The following is an 18,828-nucleotide window of genomic DNA, read 5'->3' as shown; positions in this document are numbered from 1 at the left end:
AGTCCGGCTTGCGCCCATCCCAGGCCGGCCCCAGAACCGCTGCCGGACGTTCTCCCGCCTCAGCAAGCCGCCCTCGGGCGAGGTGAACGCGAAAGACCGCGGTTGATCGTCATGCGGGTACTCGTAGAACACGACATCGTCTTCTGCCTCGCCCTGGTCGGGACTACCGTGGATGCCACGTCGCCCGCCAAGAGCCGCACCGCACGGCACACCGGACGGCGGGACGGAGACGCCGCTGATGAGCGACTCCCGCGCGGGGTTCTCCCCGCTCGCGCAGCCGGACGCCGGCTCGTGCCCGCGAGTCGGACGGCGTGAGCGACGGGCTCCCTTTCATCACTCCCGCGACGTGGGCAACCGTCGTCCAGGATCAAGAAACTTCAGAGGTGGAGTTGATGCGTGATGGAACGACGCATGTCGGTTGCGACGCACTGGGGCAGTTTTGTCGCCGTAGTCGATTCCGGCCGGTTGGTGCGGATCGAGCCGAGGCACGATGACCCCGCTCCGTCGCCTATCGGCCCCGGAATGGTGACGGCCGCCGACGACAGCGCTCGCGTGTTGCGCCCCGCGGTGCGCAAAGGCTGGCTGAACGGCGAGCCGCGCGCCCATGGCACGGCCAGAGGCACGGACGCCTTCGTAGAAGTGAGCTGGGACCACGCGATCACGTTGGTGAGCGATGAACTCCGTCGAGTTCGTTCACAACACGGGGACAGCGCGGTGTTCGGCGGATCGTACGGTTGGGCGAGTGCGGGCAGGTTCCACCACGCGCAGGGACAACTCCACCGGTTCCTGGCGCTGGACGGGGGATACACCGACGCTCGCAACACCTACAGCACCGCGGCTCTGGAGGTCATCCTCCCCCATGTGATCGGCGGCCATCCGTGGAGCTACCAGAGCCGGATGCCGATGTGGGCGGAGGTAGTCGACAACTGTGAGCTTGTCGTGGCGTTCGGAGGGTTGGCCCTCAAGAACAGCCAGATCAACCCTGGCGGGCTGGCCAGGCACCAGACGCAGGACCTGCAACGCCAGTGCCGTGAGGCCGGCGTCCGGTTCGTGAACATCAGCCCCATCCGCAGCGACGTCGCCGGCTTCCTCGACGCCGAGTGGCTGCCCGTCGTCCCCAACACCGACACCGCCGCGATGCTCGGCATCGCACACACGATGCTGGTCAACGGGTGGCACGACGAGGACTTCCTGCGCCGGTGCTGCGTCGGGTTCGACCGCTTCGCCTCCTACCTGCTCGGCGAACTCGACGGCATTCGGAAGGACGCCGCCTGGGCGGCGAAGATCACGGGCATCAGTCGCGACGCGATCACCGACCTGGCTCGCCGCCTGACCACCCGACGTTCTCTCATCATGGTCAACTACGCGGTGCAACGGGCGGACCACGGCGAACAACCGATCTGGATGTCCGTCGTGCTGGCCGCCATGGCGGGTTCGATGGGTCGGCCCGGCTGCGGCTGGGGCGCGGGTTACGCGACGATGGACGCGACGGGCGTTGCCAGGGACCGCGCCTTCGTCGCGACGGTACCGGAGGTTGCCAACCCGGTTCCGGACTTCATCCCTGTTGCGAGGATCGCCGATACCCTGCTGCACCCGGGCGAGGTCATCGACTACGACGGCAAGCGCCTCACGTTGCCCGAGCTTCGCCTGGTCTACTGGTGCGGAGGGAATCCGTTCCACCACCACCAGGACCTCCATCGGTTGACCCGCGCCTGGCAGACCCCTGACACGGTGGTGGTCCACGAAGCCTGGTGGAACACGACGGCCAAGTTCGCGGACATCGTCCTCCCCGTCGCCACCAGCCTGGAGCGCGACGACTTCGCCGCCGGATTCTCGGACCCCCACCTCGTCGCGATGCCGAAAGTCCGCGAGCCGGCGGGCGAGTCGCGCACCGATCACCACATCTTCGCCGCCTTGGCCTCCCGGCTCGGCTTCGAGCAGGAGTTCACGGAGTCGCGCTCCGAGATCGGCTGGGTCCGACACCTCTACGAACAGACGAGGGCCAAGCTCGGCGACGATGCCGCTCTGCCGAGCTTCGACGACTTCTGGCGAAGCTCCACCGCTGAGCTGCCGGCGTCGACCGGGCCGTTTCCCGGCAGCTTCGAGGCCCTCCGCTCGGATCCCCAGCGCTTCCCCCTGCCGACGCCGTCGGGCCGAATCGAGATCTTCTCGGAGGAGATCGACTCGTTCGGCTACGACGACTGCGCCGGGCACCCGAAGTGGTATGAACCAGTGGAGTGGCTTCGTGCCGACCTGTCGGACCGGTTCCCGCTGCACCTGATCTCGAATCAGCCCGCCTCACGCCTGCACAGCCAGTACGACAACGGTGACCACAGCCTCAGTTCGAAGATCCGTGGTCGTGAGCCCGTGGCGATCAATCCGCTGGACGCTGCGTCGCGCGGCATCGAGAGCGGCATGATCGTGCGCGTCTACAACGACCGGGGCAGCTGTCTCGCGGGCGCGGTCCTATCGGACGACGTCATGCCAGGCGTCGTACAACTGTCCACGGGAGCCTGGTGGGATCCGGTCCAGCCGGGCCTGAGCGGAACGTTGGACCGCCACGGCAATCCGAACGTCCTCACCGCGGATCGGCCGTGCTCGCGCCTGTCCCAAGGACCGAGTGCCCTCAGTGCGCTGGTCGACGTCGAGTTCTACGACGAGCCCCTTCCCGACGTGCTCGCCTTCGCACCACCGAGCCTCGTGCCGCCCAGTTGACGTTCACCACGGCCGACGTGCCGGACAGGGTCGACCACGGCACCACCTGAATGGATGATCCCTGCTGGCCGGTGGCCGCGTCGCTTGGACACTCACGTATTAGTGTGACTACGTTGCGTGGTCATGACTGGAGTTCGGGATCTCAAGTACCGCCAGTGGTTCAACGGCGCGGACGTCGACGGCGACGGGGTGATCACCCGTGGGGATGTCCGGTTGATGGGCGAGCGCTACATCGCTGCCCGTGGTGCCGCGCCGGAGTCCACGACCGCCCGCCGGCTGACCGAGGGGTTGGACGCGTTCTGGGCCAACGTGATCGCACCGATGGACCGGGACGGTGACGGGAAGGTCGATCTGCGGGAGATGACCGAGGGGTTCCGGCGGGCGCTGGCCGATCCCGCGCTGTACCCGCAGCAGGTCGGGCCGGTGGCCGACTGCTACTTCGACCTGATCGACCTCGACGGGGACGACCGGGTCGACCAGGCGGAGTTCGGGCAGATCTTCGGCCTGGCGGGCAATGTGTCCTCGGAGGACTGTGCCGCGGTCTTCGAGGCGTTGGACCTGGACGGCTCCGGCGGGCTGAATCGCGCCGAGTTCCACCGAGCGCTCGCGGAGTTCTTCTACGGCGACGACCCGGACGCCCCCGCCGCGCACCTGTTCGGCAGGTTCGCCGGCTGACCGGCCATGCCGTGTCGCGCGGGCAGCGCGACGGAGGTCACCGCGGCTTGCCCCAGGAATCAGGCCTTCATGCTCATGGAGATCAGGACGCCGGGGTAGCCGAAGGTGTCCCGAGTCGCCCTCGTCCCGATTCCGGGTGACGATGAATACCGGCCTGATGTGCGGGAGGTGGCCGGTATGGGACACGCGGCCCGAGCGGCGGCCGGCGGTGAGCCGCTGGTCATCGAGCCGATGCTGGCCACGGCCGGTGAGCCTCCGGTCGGGGCGGGGTGGAGTGCGGAGTTCAAGTGGGACGGGTACCGGGCGGTGGCGCACTGCAGCGGGCACACCGTGCGGCTGCTCAGCCGAAACCGGCTCAACCTGGTCGACCGGTTCCCGGAGTTGCGGATCCTGTCCGATCTGCTGCACGAACGCACCATCGTGCTCGACGGGGAGATCGTCGCCCTCGGACCGGACCAACGACCCGACTTCGGGCTGCTGCAACAACGCACGCGCAGCCCCGCCGTGCGTTCCCTGCACCGGGTGCCGGTGGCCTACTACGTGTTCGACCTGCTGGTCCTGGACGGCCGCCCGCTCACCACCGAGCCCTACCGGCTACGCCGCCGGCTGTTGACCGGGTTGTCGCTGCCGGGCAACCACCCCGTCCAGGTACCCCCCAGTTTCCCCGACACCGAACCCGCCACCCTGCTCCACGTCGCCGCCCAGTACGGACTCGAAGGCATCGTCAGCAAACGCACCGACTCCCGCTACGAACCCGGCCGCCGCTCACCGTCCTGGATCAAGACACCCCTGCGCCACACCCAGGAAGCCGTCGTCGGCGGATGGAAACCCGGACAAGGCCGCCGCTCCGACACCATCGGCTCCCTACTGCTCGGAGCCCACGACGACACCGGTCTGGTCTACATCGGACACGTCGGCACCGGCTTCAGCCACACCACGCTCACCGACCTACGACACCGCCTACAGGGATTGCGGCGAACCACCAGCCCGTTCAGCTCCCAGATCCCACGCGAGCACGCCCGCGACGCCCACTGGGTCGACCCGGTCCTCGTCGGCGACATCGAATTCCGCCAATGGACCACAGACGGCCGCCTACGACACCCCTCCTGGCGCGGCCTACGCCCCGACCGCGACCCGGACGACGTACGCCTCCCCGACCGCTGAACCACCGGATCGGGAACGCAGTTCTTCGGGCGACTCGTAGACCCGGTCCCTTGCGAGCCCGTGGACCGGTTCTGGTTCGCGGCTCTGGCCGCAGTGGTCCCGCGTCAGTCGGCAGGATCAGCGGTCCTGCGGGATGCGGTAGACGGACACGTGGGAGCGCGAGTCGGCGGTGAACTCGGCTCCGGTCCAGTCCGCGTGTCTGCTCTCGAGCTCGAATCCCGCCATCTGCGCCATGAGGTCGAGCTCAGCCGGCCAGATGTAGCGGTGTGGGCTGCGGGCCAGCCGAGCTTGCCCGCTCTCGTCGAACGAGAAGTGGTGCGAGACGACGTGCTGATGCAGGACGTCATAGATGTCCAAGCCGATGTAGCCGGGTTCGGAGTGCCAGACCGTGGCCTGCTGTCCTGGTGGGAGCTTGCGCAGCTCGGGAACCCAGAGTTCGATCACGAACCGGCCGCCTGGTGTGAGGTGGCGGGCGGCGTTGCGGAAGCACGCCACCTGCTCGGCTTGGGTCTGCAGGTTGGAAATCGTGTTGTAGACGAGGTAGACGAGCGCGTATGTCCCCGGGGCGACGGTACTTGCCATGTCACCGACGATCACGGGGATGGTCGAGTCGTCCGCCTTCGTGCGCAGACGGTCGATCATCGGAGGTGACAACTCGATGCCGGTGACGGACACGCCGCGCTCGGCGAGCGGGACGGCCACGCGCCCGGTTCCGATGGCGAACTCCAGCGCCGGTCCACCTCCCGCGAGTTCGGCGAGGCGGTCGACGGTCGGCCCCAACACCTCCGGCGCGAACATGCCGGTACCCGCCGTGTCATAACGTTGGGCGACATCGGAATTCCAGATGTCCTGCTGTTGCATGACGCCCACGATCACCATGGATGTGCGCGTTGTCCACCGGTTTCTGTGGCCGCCGGGTCGCGGACGGCTGCATCAGAGCGTGAAGCTCCCCTCGTCGATTGCTTCGGGAGACCCCGACCAGTTGGCCAGGGTGGCAGAGGCCGTGACGTTGTCGCCGGGGTCGTGGTCGGCCCAGTCGTGGTGCGTGATGACGTCCGCGGTGTGGGACCGCCCATCGCAAACCGGGGCGGTAGAGCCGTACTGGTTGCCGTGAGCGGTGTGGGTGATCACCACCAGGTTGTTGATCGGTCCTTCCGCGTCGTCGTCCTCTTGGTTGTACGGCGAACAGCTGTAGGTCACACTCACCTTCAGGTCGGTGTCGGATCGCAGCGTCACCGAGTCGACGGTGATGTCCGCTTCCTGATCGGCGAAGGACGTACCGGCCAGTACCAAGGGCGAGGCGAGCACCAGGCACGCCGCACCGGCAACTCCGGCCAGCGATGACTTCGACACCTTCATCATGGCGATCTCCCACCCTTCCTACCGTCGGCCCGGGTCTGTTGCCCGGTCATCACGGGGATACCTCAACCGACATGGCACATGTCGGTGCCGCACAGGAGGACACCATCGGGTGACCCACCTCCGGCCGCCCGCGTGGTCACATCGCGGAAGTCCTGTTCGGTCCGCGCTACACCGCCGACTCGTCACGTGCCTCAGGAGCGGATGGTGCGCCGAGAGCGGGCTCTGCCCGGCCCTTGATCCGACGGCGCCACCACTTCTCCAGCTCGACCACGCCGTACGCGACCACCGCCAGCGCCACCACGGCCGCCCAAGCACTCCAGCCGATCGGCGCGGTGTGGAACAGGGTGTTCATCGCGGGTAGGTAGGTGAACGCGAGTTGCAGGGCGATGGTCACGGTGACGCCGACCAGCAGCCAGGGGTTGCGCCGCAGGCCGACTCGCGGCCGGAGCTGTTCCAGCGATCGGCAGTTGAACAGGTACGCGATCTGGGCGGCCACGAAGACGTTCACCGCCACCGTCCGCGCCTCGTCCAGCGGCCCGCCGCTGAGGTGGAACGCGGCGAACGACCCGGCCAGCAGCACCGCGGACACCAGCAGGATGCGGTGCACCAACGCGCGGGTGAGCAGTGGCAGCGACGGCGGTAGCGGCGGGCGGCGCATGACCTCCGGTTCCCGCGGTTCGAAGGCCAGGGTCAGGCCCAGGGCGACGGCGGTGGTCATGTTGATCCACAGGATCTGCACGGGCAGGATCGGCAGCGCGGTGCCGAGCAGGATCGCGGTGAGGATGACCAGGCCCTCGGCCATGTTGGTCGGCAGGGTCCAGATGATGAACTTGCGCAGGTTGTCGAACACCGCCCGGCCCTCTTCCACCGCCGCGCGGATGGACGAGAAGTTGTCGTCGGTGAGCACCATGTCGGCGGCCTGCTTGGCGACCTCGGTGCCGCTGCGGCCCATGGCGACGCCGATGTCGGCCCGGCGCAGCGCGGGGGCGTCGTTGACGCCGTCCCCGGTCATCGCCACGACGTTCCCGGCCGCCTGGAACTCCTTGACCAGCTTCAGCTTCTCCTCCGGCGACACGCGGGCGTGCACGGCTCCGTCGGCCAGGGCGAAGCGGTCGGCGATCGCGCGGGCGGTGCCGAAGTGGTCGCCGGTGATCATCCGGACCTCGATGCCCGCGTCCTGGCAGGCCCGGACCGCCTCCAGCGCCTCCGGGCGCGGCGGGTCGTGCATCGCCTGGAGGCCGAGCAGCACCGCCCCGTGCAGGGCGTCCTCGGTGAGCGGCACGTCCTCGGGCACCCGTGCGCGGGCGAACGCGAGCACGCGCAGCCCCTGTCCGGCCAGTGCTTCGGCTTCCGGGCGATCGGTGGAACCGGTGAACCCGGAGATCCTCTCGACCGCTCCCTTGAGGTAGACCACGCCACCGACGTGGCGGGTGGCCATGAATCGGCGTTGCGAGGTGAACGGCAGCTCGTCGACGCGCTCGGGGACGTCGTCCGACGTCAAGCCGGCCTTGCGGGCGGACACGACCAGCGCGGCTTCGGTGGGGTCGCCGACAGCGGTCCAGCGGTCCTCGTGGAGCACCACGTCGGCGTCGTTGCACGCCAGCCCGGCCAGCAGGACCTCGCGCACGGCGTCCGGCGCCGGCGGGTGCTCCCCCAGCGGCGAGTAGCCGATGCCGTCGACCTCCCACCGGTCACCGCCGGCGACGACCTGGCGCACGGTCATGGCGTTGGCGGTGAGCGTGCCGGTCTTGTCGGTGCAGACGAGGGTCGTGCTGCCGAGGGTTTCCACGGCGGGCAGGCGGCGGATCACGGCGTTGCGGCGGGCCATCCGGGCGACACCGATCGCCAGCGTCACGGTGACCGCGGCGGGCAGCCCTTCGGGGATCGCGCCCACGGCGAGGGCGACGGCGGCGGTCACCATGTCGGCGAACGGCTCGCCGCGCAGCACGCCGATGACGACGCTGACGACCGCCAGCCCCATGATCACCACCGTCAGCGCCTTGCTGAACCTGGCCAGTTTGCGCGTCAACGGTGTCTGCACGGCCCTGGTGCTGCCGACGAGCCGGTGCACGTGGCCGATCTCGGTGTCCGCGCCGGTGGCCACGACCACTCCTCGTCCGCCGCCGGTGGTGACGAGCGTGCCCGAGTAGGCCATGTTCGTGCGGTCGGCCAACGCCGTGTCGTGCGGGACCGGCAGCGGGTCCTTGGCCACCGGCTGGGACTCGCCGGTCAACGCGGACTCGTCGACGCGCAGTTCGCGCGTGCGCACCAGCCGCAGGTCGGCGGGCACCTGGTCGCCCTCCTCCAGCACCACCAGGTCGCCGGGCACCAACTCCTCGGACGTGACCCGGACAGCCGTCCCGTCGCGGATCACGGTCGCCTCGGTGCGGACCATCGCCTCCAGGGCGTCGAGCGCGCGTTCGGCCCGCACTTCCTGGAGGTAGCCGACGATGGCGTTGACCAGGACGACGCCGAGCACCACGGAGGCATCGACCACCTCGCCCAGGACGGCGGTCAGCGCCGCCGCACCCAGCAGCACGTAGATCAACGGGTTGTGGAACTGGCCGAGCATCCGCCGCAGCCGGCCCGGGCCGCGACGCTCGGGCAGCCTGTTCGGCCCCGACGTGGCCAGCCGTTCGCCGGCCGTGGCGCCGGACAGGCCGGTGTCCGCGTCGGTCTCGGCGATCAGCACGACCTCGTGGACCGGCAGGCCGTGTGGTGCGACGTCGCGTTCAGCCGTGGCCGACGGCATGGCCCGCCTCCGGGAAACCGACATCCACCACGCCGGGGACCGCGGCGACATGCCGGTCGCGTTCGTCGCGGCTGATCGCTCGCAGCATGTCGCGACGGGTGACGACACCGACCAGCCGCCGGCCGTCCAGCACGCACGCGCTGCGCGCGCCGTGTTCCAGCATCTGCCGGGCCGGCTCGGCGACGTCCATGTCGGGTGACGCGCCGACCGCCGGCTCGCTCATCACCTCGGCAACGGTCCGACGCGGAACCGGACGTCCGTGCGGGGCTTCCCCGTGCACGAGCGATCGTGGGTCGACCGGCAGCCGGTCGCGCAAGGCGTCGGCCTCGGTGATCACACCGACCGGTTCCCCCCACTCATCGACCACCGGCAGGGTGGTGAACCCCTTGGGGGCCGGCAGCACCGCCGCGTCACGCACCGGGGAGTCCGGCGACACGGTCACCACGTCGCGGGTCATGACGTCCCGGACCCTCATCGCTCCCCCTCCCGGGCCGAGCCGACCGTGGCCTCGCCGTCCTGCTCCTGTTCCGGCGGCAGCACGACCACCGGCACGGTCGCGTGTCGCACGCAGTGCGCGCTCGTGCTGCCCAGCACGGCCCGGAGCAGCCGACTCCCGTTGTGCGCTGCCACGACGAGCATCGACGCGCCTCGTGCCTGCGCCTCCAGCGCCTCGGCAGCGGGCCCCCGCACGCACCGGCGGACGACCTGCGGAAGCTCCGACCGACCCACCGCCGCCGCGCGCAGGGCGTCCTCCACGAGCGACTCCGCGCGGGCCTGCGTGTCCTGCTCACTCGTCATCGTCCAGTCCGTCATCGCCTCGTGCTGGTAGGCGTGGACCACGTGCAGCGGGACGTTCCGCAGCGTCGCCTCGTCCATGGCCCAGCGCAACGCGCGCCCACCTGCGGGCGTGCCGTCGACTCCGACCACGATCGGACCTGCGTTCATGACTCCACCTCGTTCGGTTCGGTGACGATCTTCGGCTGCCTGGGCGGACGCGCACCCTGGCGTCCACCGCGAGCGGGTGCGGGCCGGCGCAGCCACGCCGCGCGCTCGACCGGCACGGCGGAGGTGATGACGACCAGGGCCTTCACGCCGCGCCGGCCGCAGTCGTCGGCGAGGTGCGCGGTCACAGCAGCGGTCCGGGGGTCAGGACCGGCTTCGGTTCGGTGCGCTCGGGCTTCGGCTCGCGGATCACGACGACCGGGCAGTGCGCGTGGTGCACGCAGTAGGAGCTGACCGAGCCCAGCAGCACCTCGCGGATCAGACCGACACCCCGGGTGCCGACCACCAGCAGCGCCGCGTCCGCCGACGCCTTGGTCAGCACCTCGCGGGGGTCACCCTCGGCGAGCACGGTCCGGATTTCGGCGCCGGTCTCCGCGCCGATCTCCGCGACCACGTCGTCCAGCACCGCGCGCCAGTCGTCGCACGCCCTCTCCGGGTCCGTTCCGGCGGCCAGGTCGGCGGAAATCGGTCCGATGACCATGCCGTTGTCCACGTGCCAGACGAGAACGGCCTCGACTTCGGTCCTCCGGAACCCGGCTTCCTCGACAGCCCATCGCAGCGCGCTCCGGCTGGAGGGCGATCCGTCCACGCCCACCACGATCCTGCCGTCCATGTCTCCTCCTCGGTGGCCGCCTCCAGCGTCCCCGCCGGCGAACGCCGCGATCAGTGGCGGCGGTCCTCCGTGGGCAGGGACCTTCGACCCTGAGCAGCCAGGCCGGTGCGCCGGCCCGGCGACGACTGCCGGCGAGAAGCGCGACTTGCCGCCGTTGTGGGCAAGGCAGGTGGCCTGGGCTGTGTCCGACACGCAGTTAGCGGCCGTGGTGCCGGAACCCGAGCCACGCCGGGTCAGGACCTGCCCGAACCCCTCTCGCCCGTCCCAACGCCATCCCGACCTGTTCGGGACCTTCGACCGTGTGGCGGCACCCGCCCCATCCGGACAGTGGTGGGAGTGGTTCGGACAGGTGATGCGGGCGGAGCAGAACGATGACAGGACTGACCGGGGTACTGGGGCTGGACGGCCACGAGGTGGCCGAGGTCCTCGCGGTGGCGACACTCGCCCCCTCTGTGCACAACACCCAGCCGTGGCGGTTCCGCCTCGCGGGCGACTGCATCGAACTGCACGCGGATCCCGCGCGTCGACTCCCGGCGACCGATCCGGAGGACCGGGAGTTGCGGCTGGCCTGCGGTGCCGCGTTGTTCAACCTGTGCCTCGCGCTTCGCGCCCGCGGCATCCGGCCACTGGTCACCCTGGTGCCCGGCGGGGACGCTCCCGGGGCCCTGGCCACGATCCGCCGAGGCGGGCACCGCGATCCCGACGACGAGACCAGGGAACTGGTCAGGGCGGTCCCGATCAGGCGGTCCAACCGCAAACCGTTCCGCGACGCCGCCATCCCGGCCGCACACCGCTACGCGCTGGTGCGGGCGGCCGAGCAGGAGCGCTCTTGGTTGCACGTCGTGACCGACCACGGCGAACGCGCCCGGTTGCAGGGCCTCGTGGCCAAAGCACACCGCATCCAGCGCGAGGACCCCGCCGTGCGCGCCGAACTGGCCGAGTGGACCGGCCCTAGGTCGGACGACGGTGTCCCACCCGCCTCGGGCGGAATCCGCCCGGCGCCCCAGGACGAGTGGGCGCTGCGCGACTTCCAGGCCGTGGAACGCCCACCCGGCAAGGACTACGAGTCCGACCCGCTGGTCGTGGTGCTCTGCTCGTTCCAGGAAGGGCCCCTCGCGGAGTTGCAGGCCGGGCAGGCGCTGCAACGGGTGCTGCTCACGGCGACGAGCCTCGGCATGTCGGGGTCGTTCATGTCCCAGGCGATCGAGGTGCGCCCGGTCCGCGAGGAATTGCGTCGGGCGATCGGCGGCGTGATCGTCCCGCAGACCGTGCTGCGGATCGGATTCGGCTCGCCGGTCCCGCCCGCGCCGCGCCGCTCGGTCGGCGACCTGCTGATGGACTCGATCAGCCCGGGCTGAGGGCCGGGAGCTTCGCCGCTGTCGTCCCTGCCAGAACGACGCTCGCGGCCGTGTGCCGACGAGCGCCGCGCACTCCACACACCGGTCCTGAACGCCGCGACGTGGGTGGGCAGGAGTGGGTCAGGACAGCGGCACCTGCCAGGTCATCCGCGTGCCGCCGTCGAGTCCGGAACCGACCGCGCAGGTCCCGCCGAGTTCGACGGCGCGTTGCTCCAGGTTCCGCAGGCCGCTGCGCGCGACCTGGTCGGGCATGCCGATCCCGTTGTCGACCACGGTGATCGTCAGGGTTTCGGCGGCTTCGACGGTGACGATCAACTCGCCGGCACGGGCGTGTCGCACGACGTTGCTGACCGCCTCGCGCACGACCGCCTCGGCGTGTTCCCCGATGTGCTCGGGCACCGAGTTGTCCACGGTGCCGGTCATCCGGACGGTCGGCGTGATCGGGACGTCCTCGGTCAGCTCGGAGATCAGGTCCAGCAGGCGGCGGCGCAGGCCCGGCACGTCGTCGCCGGCCTGGAGGTCGAAGATCGAGGTACGGATCTCCAACACCGTCTCGTCGAGCTGGACGACGGCCTTCTGCACGCGTTCACGCACCCGTGGCTCCCGGATCGCGCCCAACGCGCCCTGCAGGCTCATGCCGGTGGCGAACAGCCGCTGGATCACGTGGTCGTGCAGGTCACGGGCGATCCGGTCGCGGTCTTCGAGGATGTCGACCTGCCGCCGGGCCTGCTGGTTCTCGGCGAACTCCAACGCCACCGCCGCCTGGTCGGCGAACGACGCCAGCAGCGGCACCTGGTCCGCACCGAACTGGGCGCTGCCCTTGTCCCGCGCCACCAGCAGCACACCGGTCTTCACCGAACCGGTGCGCAGCGGCACCGCCACACCCGGCCCCACCTCCACCGACGTGTCCCCCAGCCGGCCCTCCAGGTCCTCGATCAGCATCGGCGTGCGGGAGTCCAGCACCTCGTCCACGAACGACCCGGCGCCGGCGAACACCCCGCCGACCAGGCCCTCCGCCCGCGCACCCGCCCCGGCGACCATCCGCAGCCGCCGCTCCCCGACCCCCTCGGCCAGCACGATCAGCGACATCGACGCCCCGGACAGCTCCCTGGTCCGCTGCGCGATCAGGTACAGCGCGTCGCCGGAGGACGCACCGCCCAACAGCTCCGAGTTGATCTCCGCGGTGGCCTCCAGCCAGCGCTCCCGCATCCGCGACCGCTCGAACAGCCGGGCGTTCTCCACCGCCACGCCCGCCGCCGCCGCCAACGCCGACAGCACCACCTCGTCGTCCGGCGTGAAGTCCGCGCCGTCCACCTTCTCGGTCATGTAGAGGTTGCCGAACACCTCGTCCCGCACCCGCACCGGAACACCGAGGAAACTGTGCATCGGCGGGTGGTTGGCCGGGAAACCCACCGACGCCGGGTGCTCCGCCAGGTCGTGCAGCCGGATCGCCCTCGGCTCCTCGATCAACAACCCGAGCAGGCCCTTGCCCTCCGGCAGATGACCCATGTGCGAACGCGTCTCCGGGTCGATACCCACGTAGACGAACTCCGACAGGTTGTCCCTGGCGCCCAACACGCCCAGCGCCCCGTACCGGGCGCCGACCAACTCGACCGCCGCCTGCACGATCCGCTGCAACGTCGAGTCCAACTCCAGGCCCGCGCCCACCGCGAGCACCGCGTCCAGCAGGCCCTGCATCTTGTCCCGTGTCGAGCCGATCTCGGTCAACCGCTCGCGCATCTCGTCCAGCAGCTCGTCGAGTCGCAGACCGCCGAGCAGACGGTGTGACATCTCGCCTCCGGGGTTGACCACGAGTCCAGCGTTCCACGTGACGAACGGGTCGCCAAGCCGACCGATTCGCGCGCCGGGACCTCACCGCGAGCCGGCGCCGCTACTTGGAGCCTGCGCTGCTACTTGGGCTCGCGGACCACGACCACCGGGCACGCGGCGTGGTGCACGCAGTGGGAGCTGACCGAACCGAGCAGCGCCTCCCGGATCGGCCCTGCGCCGTGGCTTCCGACCACCAGCAGTACGGCGTGCTCGGACGCCTTGGCCAGCACGTCCCGCGCGTCACCCTCGGCCAGCACCGGACGGACGTTCCCGTCCACGTCGCGCACGACGTCGTCCAGCACCGCCTGGTACGCCTCGCGCACGCGCTCGCGGTCCACGCTCGCCGCGGCGGTCGCCGACATCGGGCCGGCGACCAGGCCGTAGTCGACGTGCCACGCCAGGATCGCCTCTACCGCGCACCCGCGCCGTTCGGCGTCCTCCACCGCCCAGCGCAACGCGTTCCGGCTTACCTGTGAACCGTCCACGCCCACCACGACCGTCTTGTCCACAACCCCTCCTCGGATCATCACCACGCGGTCTCCGGCGACCGGACTCCGACCGGCGGTATCGCGAGGCCTGGACCATCGGCCCCGCGGTCCACCAGATCACGACGACGGCTACGGCGCCAGGCGCGCCGAGTCCTCCGCGTGCGCCCGTCCGTGCGGCAGCGCGCTCGGACCCCGGCAACCTGGAAGTGACGATCGTCGGCGACGTGGGCGCTGTGTTGGGGCACGGGCCACGGCCCAGCCGAGCAGTGACATAATCCCTGTTCAGAAGCTTGTCTACCTAGGTAGCGCAGCGATGTCTAGCTAGGTAGAGTACGTGTCATGACCGGGCCACGGATGACACCGCAGACGGTCGCGGTACTGCGCGTGCTGCTGGAAGACCCGACGGTGCCGCGCTACGGACTCGACATCGCCCGCCAGAGCGGACTCAAGACCGGCACCCTGCATCCGATCCTCAACCGCCTCCAGCAGGCCGGGCTGATCGAGAGCTTCTGGGAAGACGCCGCCAACCACGAGGACCAAGGCCGCCCCCGACGCCGCTACTACCGCTTCACCGGCCACGGGGCCGCTACCGCCTACCAAGCCGTCACACGAGCCGAAACGACCACGACCGGCGGCCACTCGGCGCTGCGTCCCCGACCCGGACACTAGCCGGAGAAACCACCATGTCGTACAAGATGCGATGCAGCCGCGAGACGCTCGCCTCCGCAGCCGTCGCTGTCACCGACGCCGTCGCCTGTGCCACCGCGGTCACCGCCGCCATCATCACCATCGCCGTGGCCACCGCCGCCGTTGCCGCCATCGCCGCCATCGCCGTCGCCTTCCTCACCGTCGTCGGTAGCGGCCCCGTCGTCGTCTTCGTCGGCAGCGTCACCGCCGTCGCCCTCGCCATCGGGTCTCGGTACCCACGCAGGGCGGAGGGCGTCACAACCGGTACCGGGAAACATTCCCTGCGGTCCTGCCGCTCCATTGTGGGTGCGAGCCGCCTGCTCCCGGCCCATGCCAGGGATGAGTACCAGGAGGAGTGGACGGCATGGATGCTGGACCTGCGCGCAGCCGGGACACCTCGTGCCCGGCGGTGGACCGAGCTACTCACGATCATCCTGATTGCCGCACCCCGGCTCGCGATCATCCTGCGGACCGCCGCACGCCGGGCCGTGGACCGATGAGATCACGCGCACTGCCCGTTGTTGGTCGTCGTGGGATCGAGCGGCCGGGTTTGGTGCACACCAGCATGGGTTAACGGGCGGTTGTCGGCCGGGTCAGCGTCGCTCTCCATGCCAACCGGCGCAGGGCACGACCTCGAATCCCCGGCTGGGGAAGACGGCGTCCATGAAGAAGTCGTGCATTGCCTCATCACCGTCGGCGCAACCGTCACGCAGCACGGTCACCTGGTAGCCGCGGTCGGCCGCGTCGTAGCACGTCGCGGCCACCATTGCGCTGGTCGCGACTCCGGCGATCGCGAGACTGCTCACGCCGCGCGCGCGGAGCACGAGGTCGAGGTCTGTGCCTGCGAACGCGCTGGCGCGGCGTTTCACCACGACGACGTCCTCGTCGGCGACCGGCAGCGCGATCCCGGTTCCGGCCGATCCCTCGTGGAAGGTGTCCCCCGCCTCGTAGAACGTCCTGAACAGTTCGTTGCCCGGCGGCAGGTCGACCCCGTTGGCCCGGACGGCGAAGTGCACGAACACGACGAGGACACCGGCCGCACGGGCGCGCGGGAGGAGTTCGGTGAGCGGCGGTATGACTCGCCTGGCGAACGGGTAGTCGGTCGTGATGCCCCGCTGGATATCTCCGACGATCAGTGCTGTCGTCACGACAGGCTCCCCCAGTTTCCATCCGGCGTCCTGTGCTCGGCAGGACGGCCATTCCGGTGGCCATGATCATAGCGATGGCCAACAGCGCGTGAATGGAGCTGCCGGTCGGCGATGGCGAGCCGGGTGTTCTGGGCGTTGGCGGTGTTATGCCGGCCACTGTCGGTGTGGTCGGACTCAAGGGAGAACGCTGGAACGGGTGGTGTGGAGGCTTGGACGAGTGAGTGGGGTTGGCCGAGGGCGGGTACGCGGCTGGAGCGGGAAGCCAGTGGTGAGACAAGCGTGGTGTGGGGATGGTTCGGCGTCAGAGGGGCTGCGGAGGGGGTCGTCCGATGAGGATGGTGGGCGAGCGAGCGGACGGCGCAGGTCGCGGTCGGCCACACGGTCGGCACGTTCTGCACTCGGCGGTGTCCGGCAGGGCGGCGTGAGCGCGAAGGCGCTCGACGTGCTCTCGGGCGGCACCGGTGCGATCCTTGATCACGGCTCTTCCACGGCAACCTCGGAGCGCCCAAGCCCATGACCACCTCGTTGCTCCTGACCGTCCGCCCCCTCGACGGCAACCACACCGAAATCCTCGTCGCCGGCGAACTCGTCACCACCACCTCCCAGACCCTTCGCGACCAGGCGAAGGCCGAGATCGACGGCGGGTGCACCCGGCTGGTGCTGGACATGTCCGGGGTGTCGTTCTGCGACTCGTCGGGGTTGAGCGCGGTCATCGACGTGTGGCTGCAGACCCGGGCCGTCGGCGGCAGCCTCGCGCTGACCGGCGTGCCCGACCGGCTGGGTCGGCTGCTGCGCATCGCGAACACCGACACCCTGATAGAGATCAGCTACGCCTCCGATGACGGGCCTCCGCCCACGGCACCCCGCGCGGTCGAATCGCCCTGATCGACGGCGGCGGCCACCAGCAGTACCCGGCTGCCGTCACCTGTGGTCGTAGTCGGCAGTCAAGGGAAACGGGCGAAGAGCACCACGTTCCCCGCCGGATCGAGCACGGTGAACCCGGTGGCGTCCTCCCGCAGCACGGAACTGTTGAGGTTGCACCGCATCCGCGCCGAACCGGTGCCGACGAACGAGCCCGCCGACACGTCACGACCTCGGCGATCGCTGATCATGACGCGGTAGGACTCACCCGGAGCCAGACCGCTGGCGGTCAACTTGATCTCCACACCCCACGTGTGCGGGACGAGCGCGGCGTCGGCCTGCACACCGGGCGCGGTCTGGGCCAGCGGGACCGGCTCCAGCGGGATCGACGGCTTCCCCAGGTACCAGCCCAACCCTCCTGCGACTACGGCGATCAGCGCGGCGGCAGCGCCCAGGACGGCCCACCGGGGAACGCGGCGGCGTTCACCGCGCACCCGTTCCAGCACCAGTTCGCCCAGCAGCGGCGGTACCGGGATCTCGTGGTCCAGCCGGCCGGGGTCGACGTCGCGCAGTCGCAGCGCGACCGGACGAAGCTCGGCCACCTCGGCGCGGCACTCGGGGCAGCCGTCCACGTGGGCACGGACCGCGGTCTCCTCTTCCGGGGGCAACTGGCCCAGCACGAACGCGCCCAGGTCCCGGCGGTACGGGTCGTTGATCATGGCCGCACCCCCATCTCGTCCATCGCCAGCCGCAACGCGCGCAGACCGAAGTACACGCGGCTGCGCAAGGTGGCCTGGGGAATGCCCAGTTCGGCAGCGACCTCACGATAAGACCTGCCCCGCAGGTACGTCTCCACCAGTGCGGCGCGGTGGTCCGCGCTGAGCCGCGACAGCGCCTCCTCCACCAGCCACCGGTCCAGCGCCTCGTCGGCGAACCCGGCGTCGACCGCGGGCATCGTCGCCACCGGGTCCGGCCGCCGGTCGCGCCGGACGTGGTCGATGATGGCGTTGCGGGCGATCGCGAACAGCCACACCCTCAGGCTGGCCAGGCGGGGGTCGTACTTGCGGGCCGACTTCCAGGCGCGCAGGAACACCTCCTGCACCACGTCTTGCGCGGCGCCGTCGTCGCGCAGTGACCGCAACGCGTACCGGTACAGCTCACCGCCGTGCGCGGCGTACGCCTCGCGGATGCCTTGCTCGGCACCGAGGTCGAACCTCCGACCGGTGATTCCCATGTCCGCCCTCTCCCGCTCCCCCTGTACGTACGCGTGGAACGGCGATCCAGATCGGTTTGCGTTCAACACAACGCGATCGGTGTGCGTACACACAGCCGACACCGACCTCAGGAGGACTTCTCATGCGCATCACCCGCATGGCAGTGCTGGCGGCAGCCGCCGCACTAGCCGCGGCGATCGCCGCACCCGGGACCGCGGGCGCCACGGGAGGCAGGGCCGAAGTGCACCTGCTCACCGAGGACGGCACGCTCACCACCGGCAGCACGGCGCTGCCGCTGCTGGGACACCGCGTCCGCGTCCGCGGCCTGGACAAGCACGACCGGCTGGTCGGCATCGACGTGCGTCCCGCCACCGGCGCGCTCTACGGCGTCGGCAAGTCCGGCAGGCTCTACACCGTCGACCCGCGTACCGGGAAGGCCACGGGCATCGGCGCGCCGGTCACCCTCAACGGGCGTGCGATCGGCTTCGACTTCAACCCGACCGTGGACCGCATCCGCCTGGTCACCTCCGAAGGGCAGAACCTCCGCCTTCACCCCGACACGGGGGCGGTGGCGGCCACCGACGGCACCCTCGCCTACCCGAGCGGCGGCGAAGCGCCGAAGGTCGCGGCGGCCGGCTACACCAACAGCGTCGCCGGCGCCACCTCCACCACGCTCTACGTGATCGACTCCCGCAACAACACCCTGTCCACCCAGGGCACCCGCACCGGCGTCACACCGGTCGTCTCGCCCAACACCGGCCAACTGTTCCCCGTCGGCCCGCTCGGCACCCGTTTGGGCGCCACCAACGGATTCGACATCTCGCCCAGCGGGCACGCCCTGGCGGCGTCCGGCCCGAAGCTCTACCGCGTCAACCTCGACACCGGTCGCGCGACCCTCGCCGGCCTGGCTCCCGGCAACATCGTCGGCCTCGCCTTCACGTCCTGACGCGTTTCGCCGT

General features: G+C 70.3%; 20 protein-coding genes. 8 read left to right on the top strand and 12 right to left on the bottom strand.

The genetic code is table 11. The features are described 5' to 3' along the window. Positions 1 to 399 precede the first annotated feature (399 nt). The 3 genes from FHS29_RS34695 (at position 400) to ligD (ending at position 4,554) form a co-directional block, all read left to right on the top strand. Positions 400 to 2,715, top strand: a complete 2,316-nt coding sequence (locus FHS29_RS34695; RefSeq protein WP_184698676.1) for a molybdopterin-dependent oxidoreductase — start codon at positions 400 to 402, stop codon at positions 2,713 to 2,715. A gap of 123 nt (positions 2,716 to 2,838) precedes the next feature. Then, entirely contained in the window at positions 2,839 to 3,390 is a 552-nt protein-coding gene (locus FHS29_RS34690) for an EF-hand domain-containing protein (protein ID WP_184698674.1), read from the top strand. A 177-nt stretch (positions 3,391 to 3,567) separates the two neighbouring features. Beyond that, complete coding sequence (ligD, locus tag FHS29_RS34685) at positions 3,568 to 4,554, top strand: non-homologous end-joining DNA ligase (protein WP_246441173.1); 987 nt, start codon at positions 3,568 to 3,570, stop codon at positions 4,552 to 4,554. Positions 4,555 to 4,671: 117 nt separating this feature from the next. Here ligD and FHS29_RS34680 read toward each other — a convergent pair whose 3' ends face one another. The 7 genes from FHS29_RS34680 to FHS29_RS34650 all read right to left on the bottom strand — a co-directional run bounded on the left by FHS29_RS34680 (position 4,672) and on the right by FHS29_RS34650 (position 10,283). Beyond that, positions 4,672 to 5,415: a class I SAM-dependent DNA methyltransferase gene (locus tag FHS29_RS34680; RefSeq protein ID WP_184698672.1), complete on the bottom strand. Its 744-nt coding sequence runs from the start codon at positions 5,413 to 5,415 to the stop codon at positions 4,672 to 4,674. 72 nt (positions 5,416 to 5,487) lie between these two features. Then, positions 5,488 to 5,916, bottom strand: a complete 429-nt coding sequence (locus FHS29_RS34675; RefSeq protein WP_184698670.1) for a hypothetical protein — start codon at positions 5,914 to 5,916, stop codon at positions 5,488 to 5,490. 166 nt (positions 5,917 to 6,082) lie between these two features. Next, complete coding sequence (locus tag FHS29_RS34670; protein WP_184698668.1) at positions 6,083 to 8,668, bottom strand: HAD-IC family P-type ATPase; 2,586 nt, start codon at positions 8,666 to 8,668, stop codon at positions 6,083 to 6,085. Further along, complete coding sequence (locus FHS29_RS34665) at positions 8,649 to 9,143, bottom strand: CBS domain-containing protein (RefSeq protein WP_184698666.1); 495 nt, start codon at positions 9,141 to 9,143, stop codon at positions 8,649 to 8,651. The genes FHS29_RS34670 and FHS29_RS34665 overlap by 20 nt, the downstream gene beginning before the upstream one ends. Further along, positions 9,140 to 9,613 carry a universal stress protein gene (locus FHS29_RS34660; protein WP_184698664.1) on the bottom strand — a complete coding sequence of 158 codons (474 nt, stop codon included), beginning with the start codon at positions 9,611 to 9,613 and terminating at the stop codon, positions 9,140 to 9,142. The genes FHS29_RS34665 and FHS29_RS34660 overlap by 4 nt, the downstream gene beginning before the upstream one ends. Then, entirely contained in the window at positions 9,610 to 9,798 is a 189-nt protein-coding gene (locus FHS29_RS34655) for a hypothetical protein (RefSeq protein ID WP_184698662.1), read from the bottom strand. Before FHS29_RS34655 ends, FHS29_RS34660 begins: the two co-directional genes overlap by 4 nt. Continuing rightward, complete coding sequence (locus FHS29_RS34650) at positions 9,795 to 10,283, bottom strand: universal stress protein (RefSeq protein WP_184698660.1); 489 nt, start codon at positions 10,281 to 10,283, stop codon at positions 9,795 to 9,797. Before FHS29_RS34650 ends, FHS29_RS34655 begins: the two co-directional genes overlap by 4 nt. 371 nt (positions 10,284 to 10,654) lie before the next feature. Here FHS29_RS34650 and FHS29_RS34645 point away from each other — a divergent pair, with 371 nt between their 5' ends. Then, positions 10,655 to 11,641: an Acg family FMN-binding oxidoreductase gene (locus tag FHS29_RS34645; protein WP_184698658.1), complete on the top strand. Its 987-nt coding sequence runs from the start codon at positions 10,655 to 10,657 to the stop codon at positions 11,639 to 11,641. A 120-nt stretch (positions 11,642 to 11,761) separates the two neighbouring features. Here the strand turns inward: FHS29_RS34645 and FHS29_RS34640 are convergent, their stop codons facing one another. Together FHS29_RS34640 and FHS29_RS34635 are read right to left on the bottom strand one after the other, a co-directional pair. Beyond that, a complete protein-coding gene (locus FHS29_RS34640) occupies positions 11,762 to 13,432 on the bottom strand; it encodes a sensor histidine kinase (protein WP_184698656.1) in 1,671 nt (556 codons plus the stop codon). Positions 13,433 to 13,551: 119 nt separating this feature from the next. Continuing rightward, complete coding sequence (locus FHS29_RS34635; protein ID WP_184698655.1) at positions 13,552 to 13,980, bottom strand: universal stress protein; 429 nt, start codon at positions 13,978 to 13,980, stop codon at positions 13,552 to 13,554. Between the two features lie 318 nt (positions 13,981 to 14,298). On the opposite strand from FHS29_RS34635, the gene FHS29_RS34630 reads away from it, so the two are divergent. Together FHS29_RS34630 and FHS29_RS34625 are read left to right on the top strand one after the other, a co-directional pair. After that, positions 14,299 to 14,628, top strand: a complete 330-nt coding sequence (locus FHS29_RS34630) for a PadR family transcriptional regulator (RefSeq protein WP_184698652.1) — start codon at positions 14,299 to 14,301, stop codon at positions 14,626 to 14,628. Between the two features lie 14 nt (positions 14,629 to 14,642). Further along, complete coding sequence (locus tag FHS29_RS34625) at positions 14,643 to 15,146, top strand: hypothetical protein (protein ID WP_184698650.1); 504 nt, start codon at positions 14,643 to 14,645, stop codon at positions 15,144 to 15,146. A gap of 93 nt (positions 15,147 to 15,239) precedes the next feature. Here FHS29_RS34625 and FHS29_RS34620 read toward each other — a convergent pair whose 3' ends face one another. After that, the gene (locus FHS29_RS34620) at positions 15,240 to 15,794 is read right to left on the bottom strand and encodes a cysteine hydrolase family protein (RefSeq protein WP_184698648.1); all 555 of its coding nucleotides are present in this window, start codon (positions 15,792 to 15,794) and stop codon (positions 15,240 to 15,242) included. A gap of 513 nt (positions 15,795 to 16,307) precedes the next feature. Here FHS29_RS34620 and FHS29_RS34615 point away from each other — a divergent pair. Continuing rightward, entirely contained in the window at positions 16,308 to 16,679 is a 372-nt protein-coding gene (locus tag FHS29_RS34615) for an STAS domain-containing protein (RefSeq protein WP_184698646.1), read from the top strand. 59 nt (positions 16,680 to 16,738) lie between these two features. Here the strand turns inward: FHS29_RS34615 and FHS29_RS34610 are convergent, their stop codons facing one another. Both FHS29_RS34610 and FHS29_RS34605 read right to left on the bottom strand, forming a co-directional pair. Then, positions 16,739 to 17,374 (bottom strand): anti-sigma factor family protein, encoded by a 636-nt coding sequence (locus FHS29_RS34610; protein ID WP_184698644.1) that lies wholly within the window; start codon positions 17,372 to 17,374, stop codon positions 16,739 to 16,741. Continuing rightward, a complete protein-coding gene (locus tag FHS29_RS34605) occupies positions 17,371 to 17,889 on the bottom strand; it encodes a sigma-70 family RNA polymerase sigma factor (RefSeq protein WP_184698642.1) in 519 nt (172 codons plus the stop codon). Before FHS29_RS34605 ends, FHS29_RS34610 begins: the two co-directional genes overlap by 4 nt. Before the next feature lie 122 nt (positions 17,890 to 18,011). Here FHS29_RS34605 and FHS29_RS34600 point away from each other — a divergent pair, with 122 nt between their 5' ends. Then, on the top strand, positions 18,012 to 18,815 hold the full coding sequence (locus FHS29_RS34600) for a DUF4394 domain-containing protein (protein ID WP_184698640.1): 804 nt from the start codon (positions 18,012 to 18,014) through the stop codon (positions 18,813 to 18,815). Positions 18,816 to 18,828 lie beyond the last annotated feature (13 nt).

It is taken from the genome of Saccharothrix tamanrassetensis, from assembly GCF_014203665.1.
GTDB classification, from domain to species: Bacteria; Actinomycetota; Actinomycetes; order Mycobacteriales; family Pseudonocardiaceae; genus Actinosynnema; species Actinosynnema tamanrassetense.
This window is presented reverse-complemented; position numbering and strand designations above follow the sequence as displayed.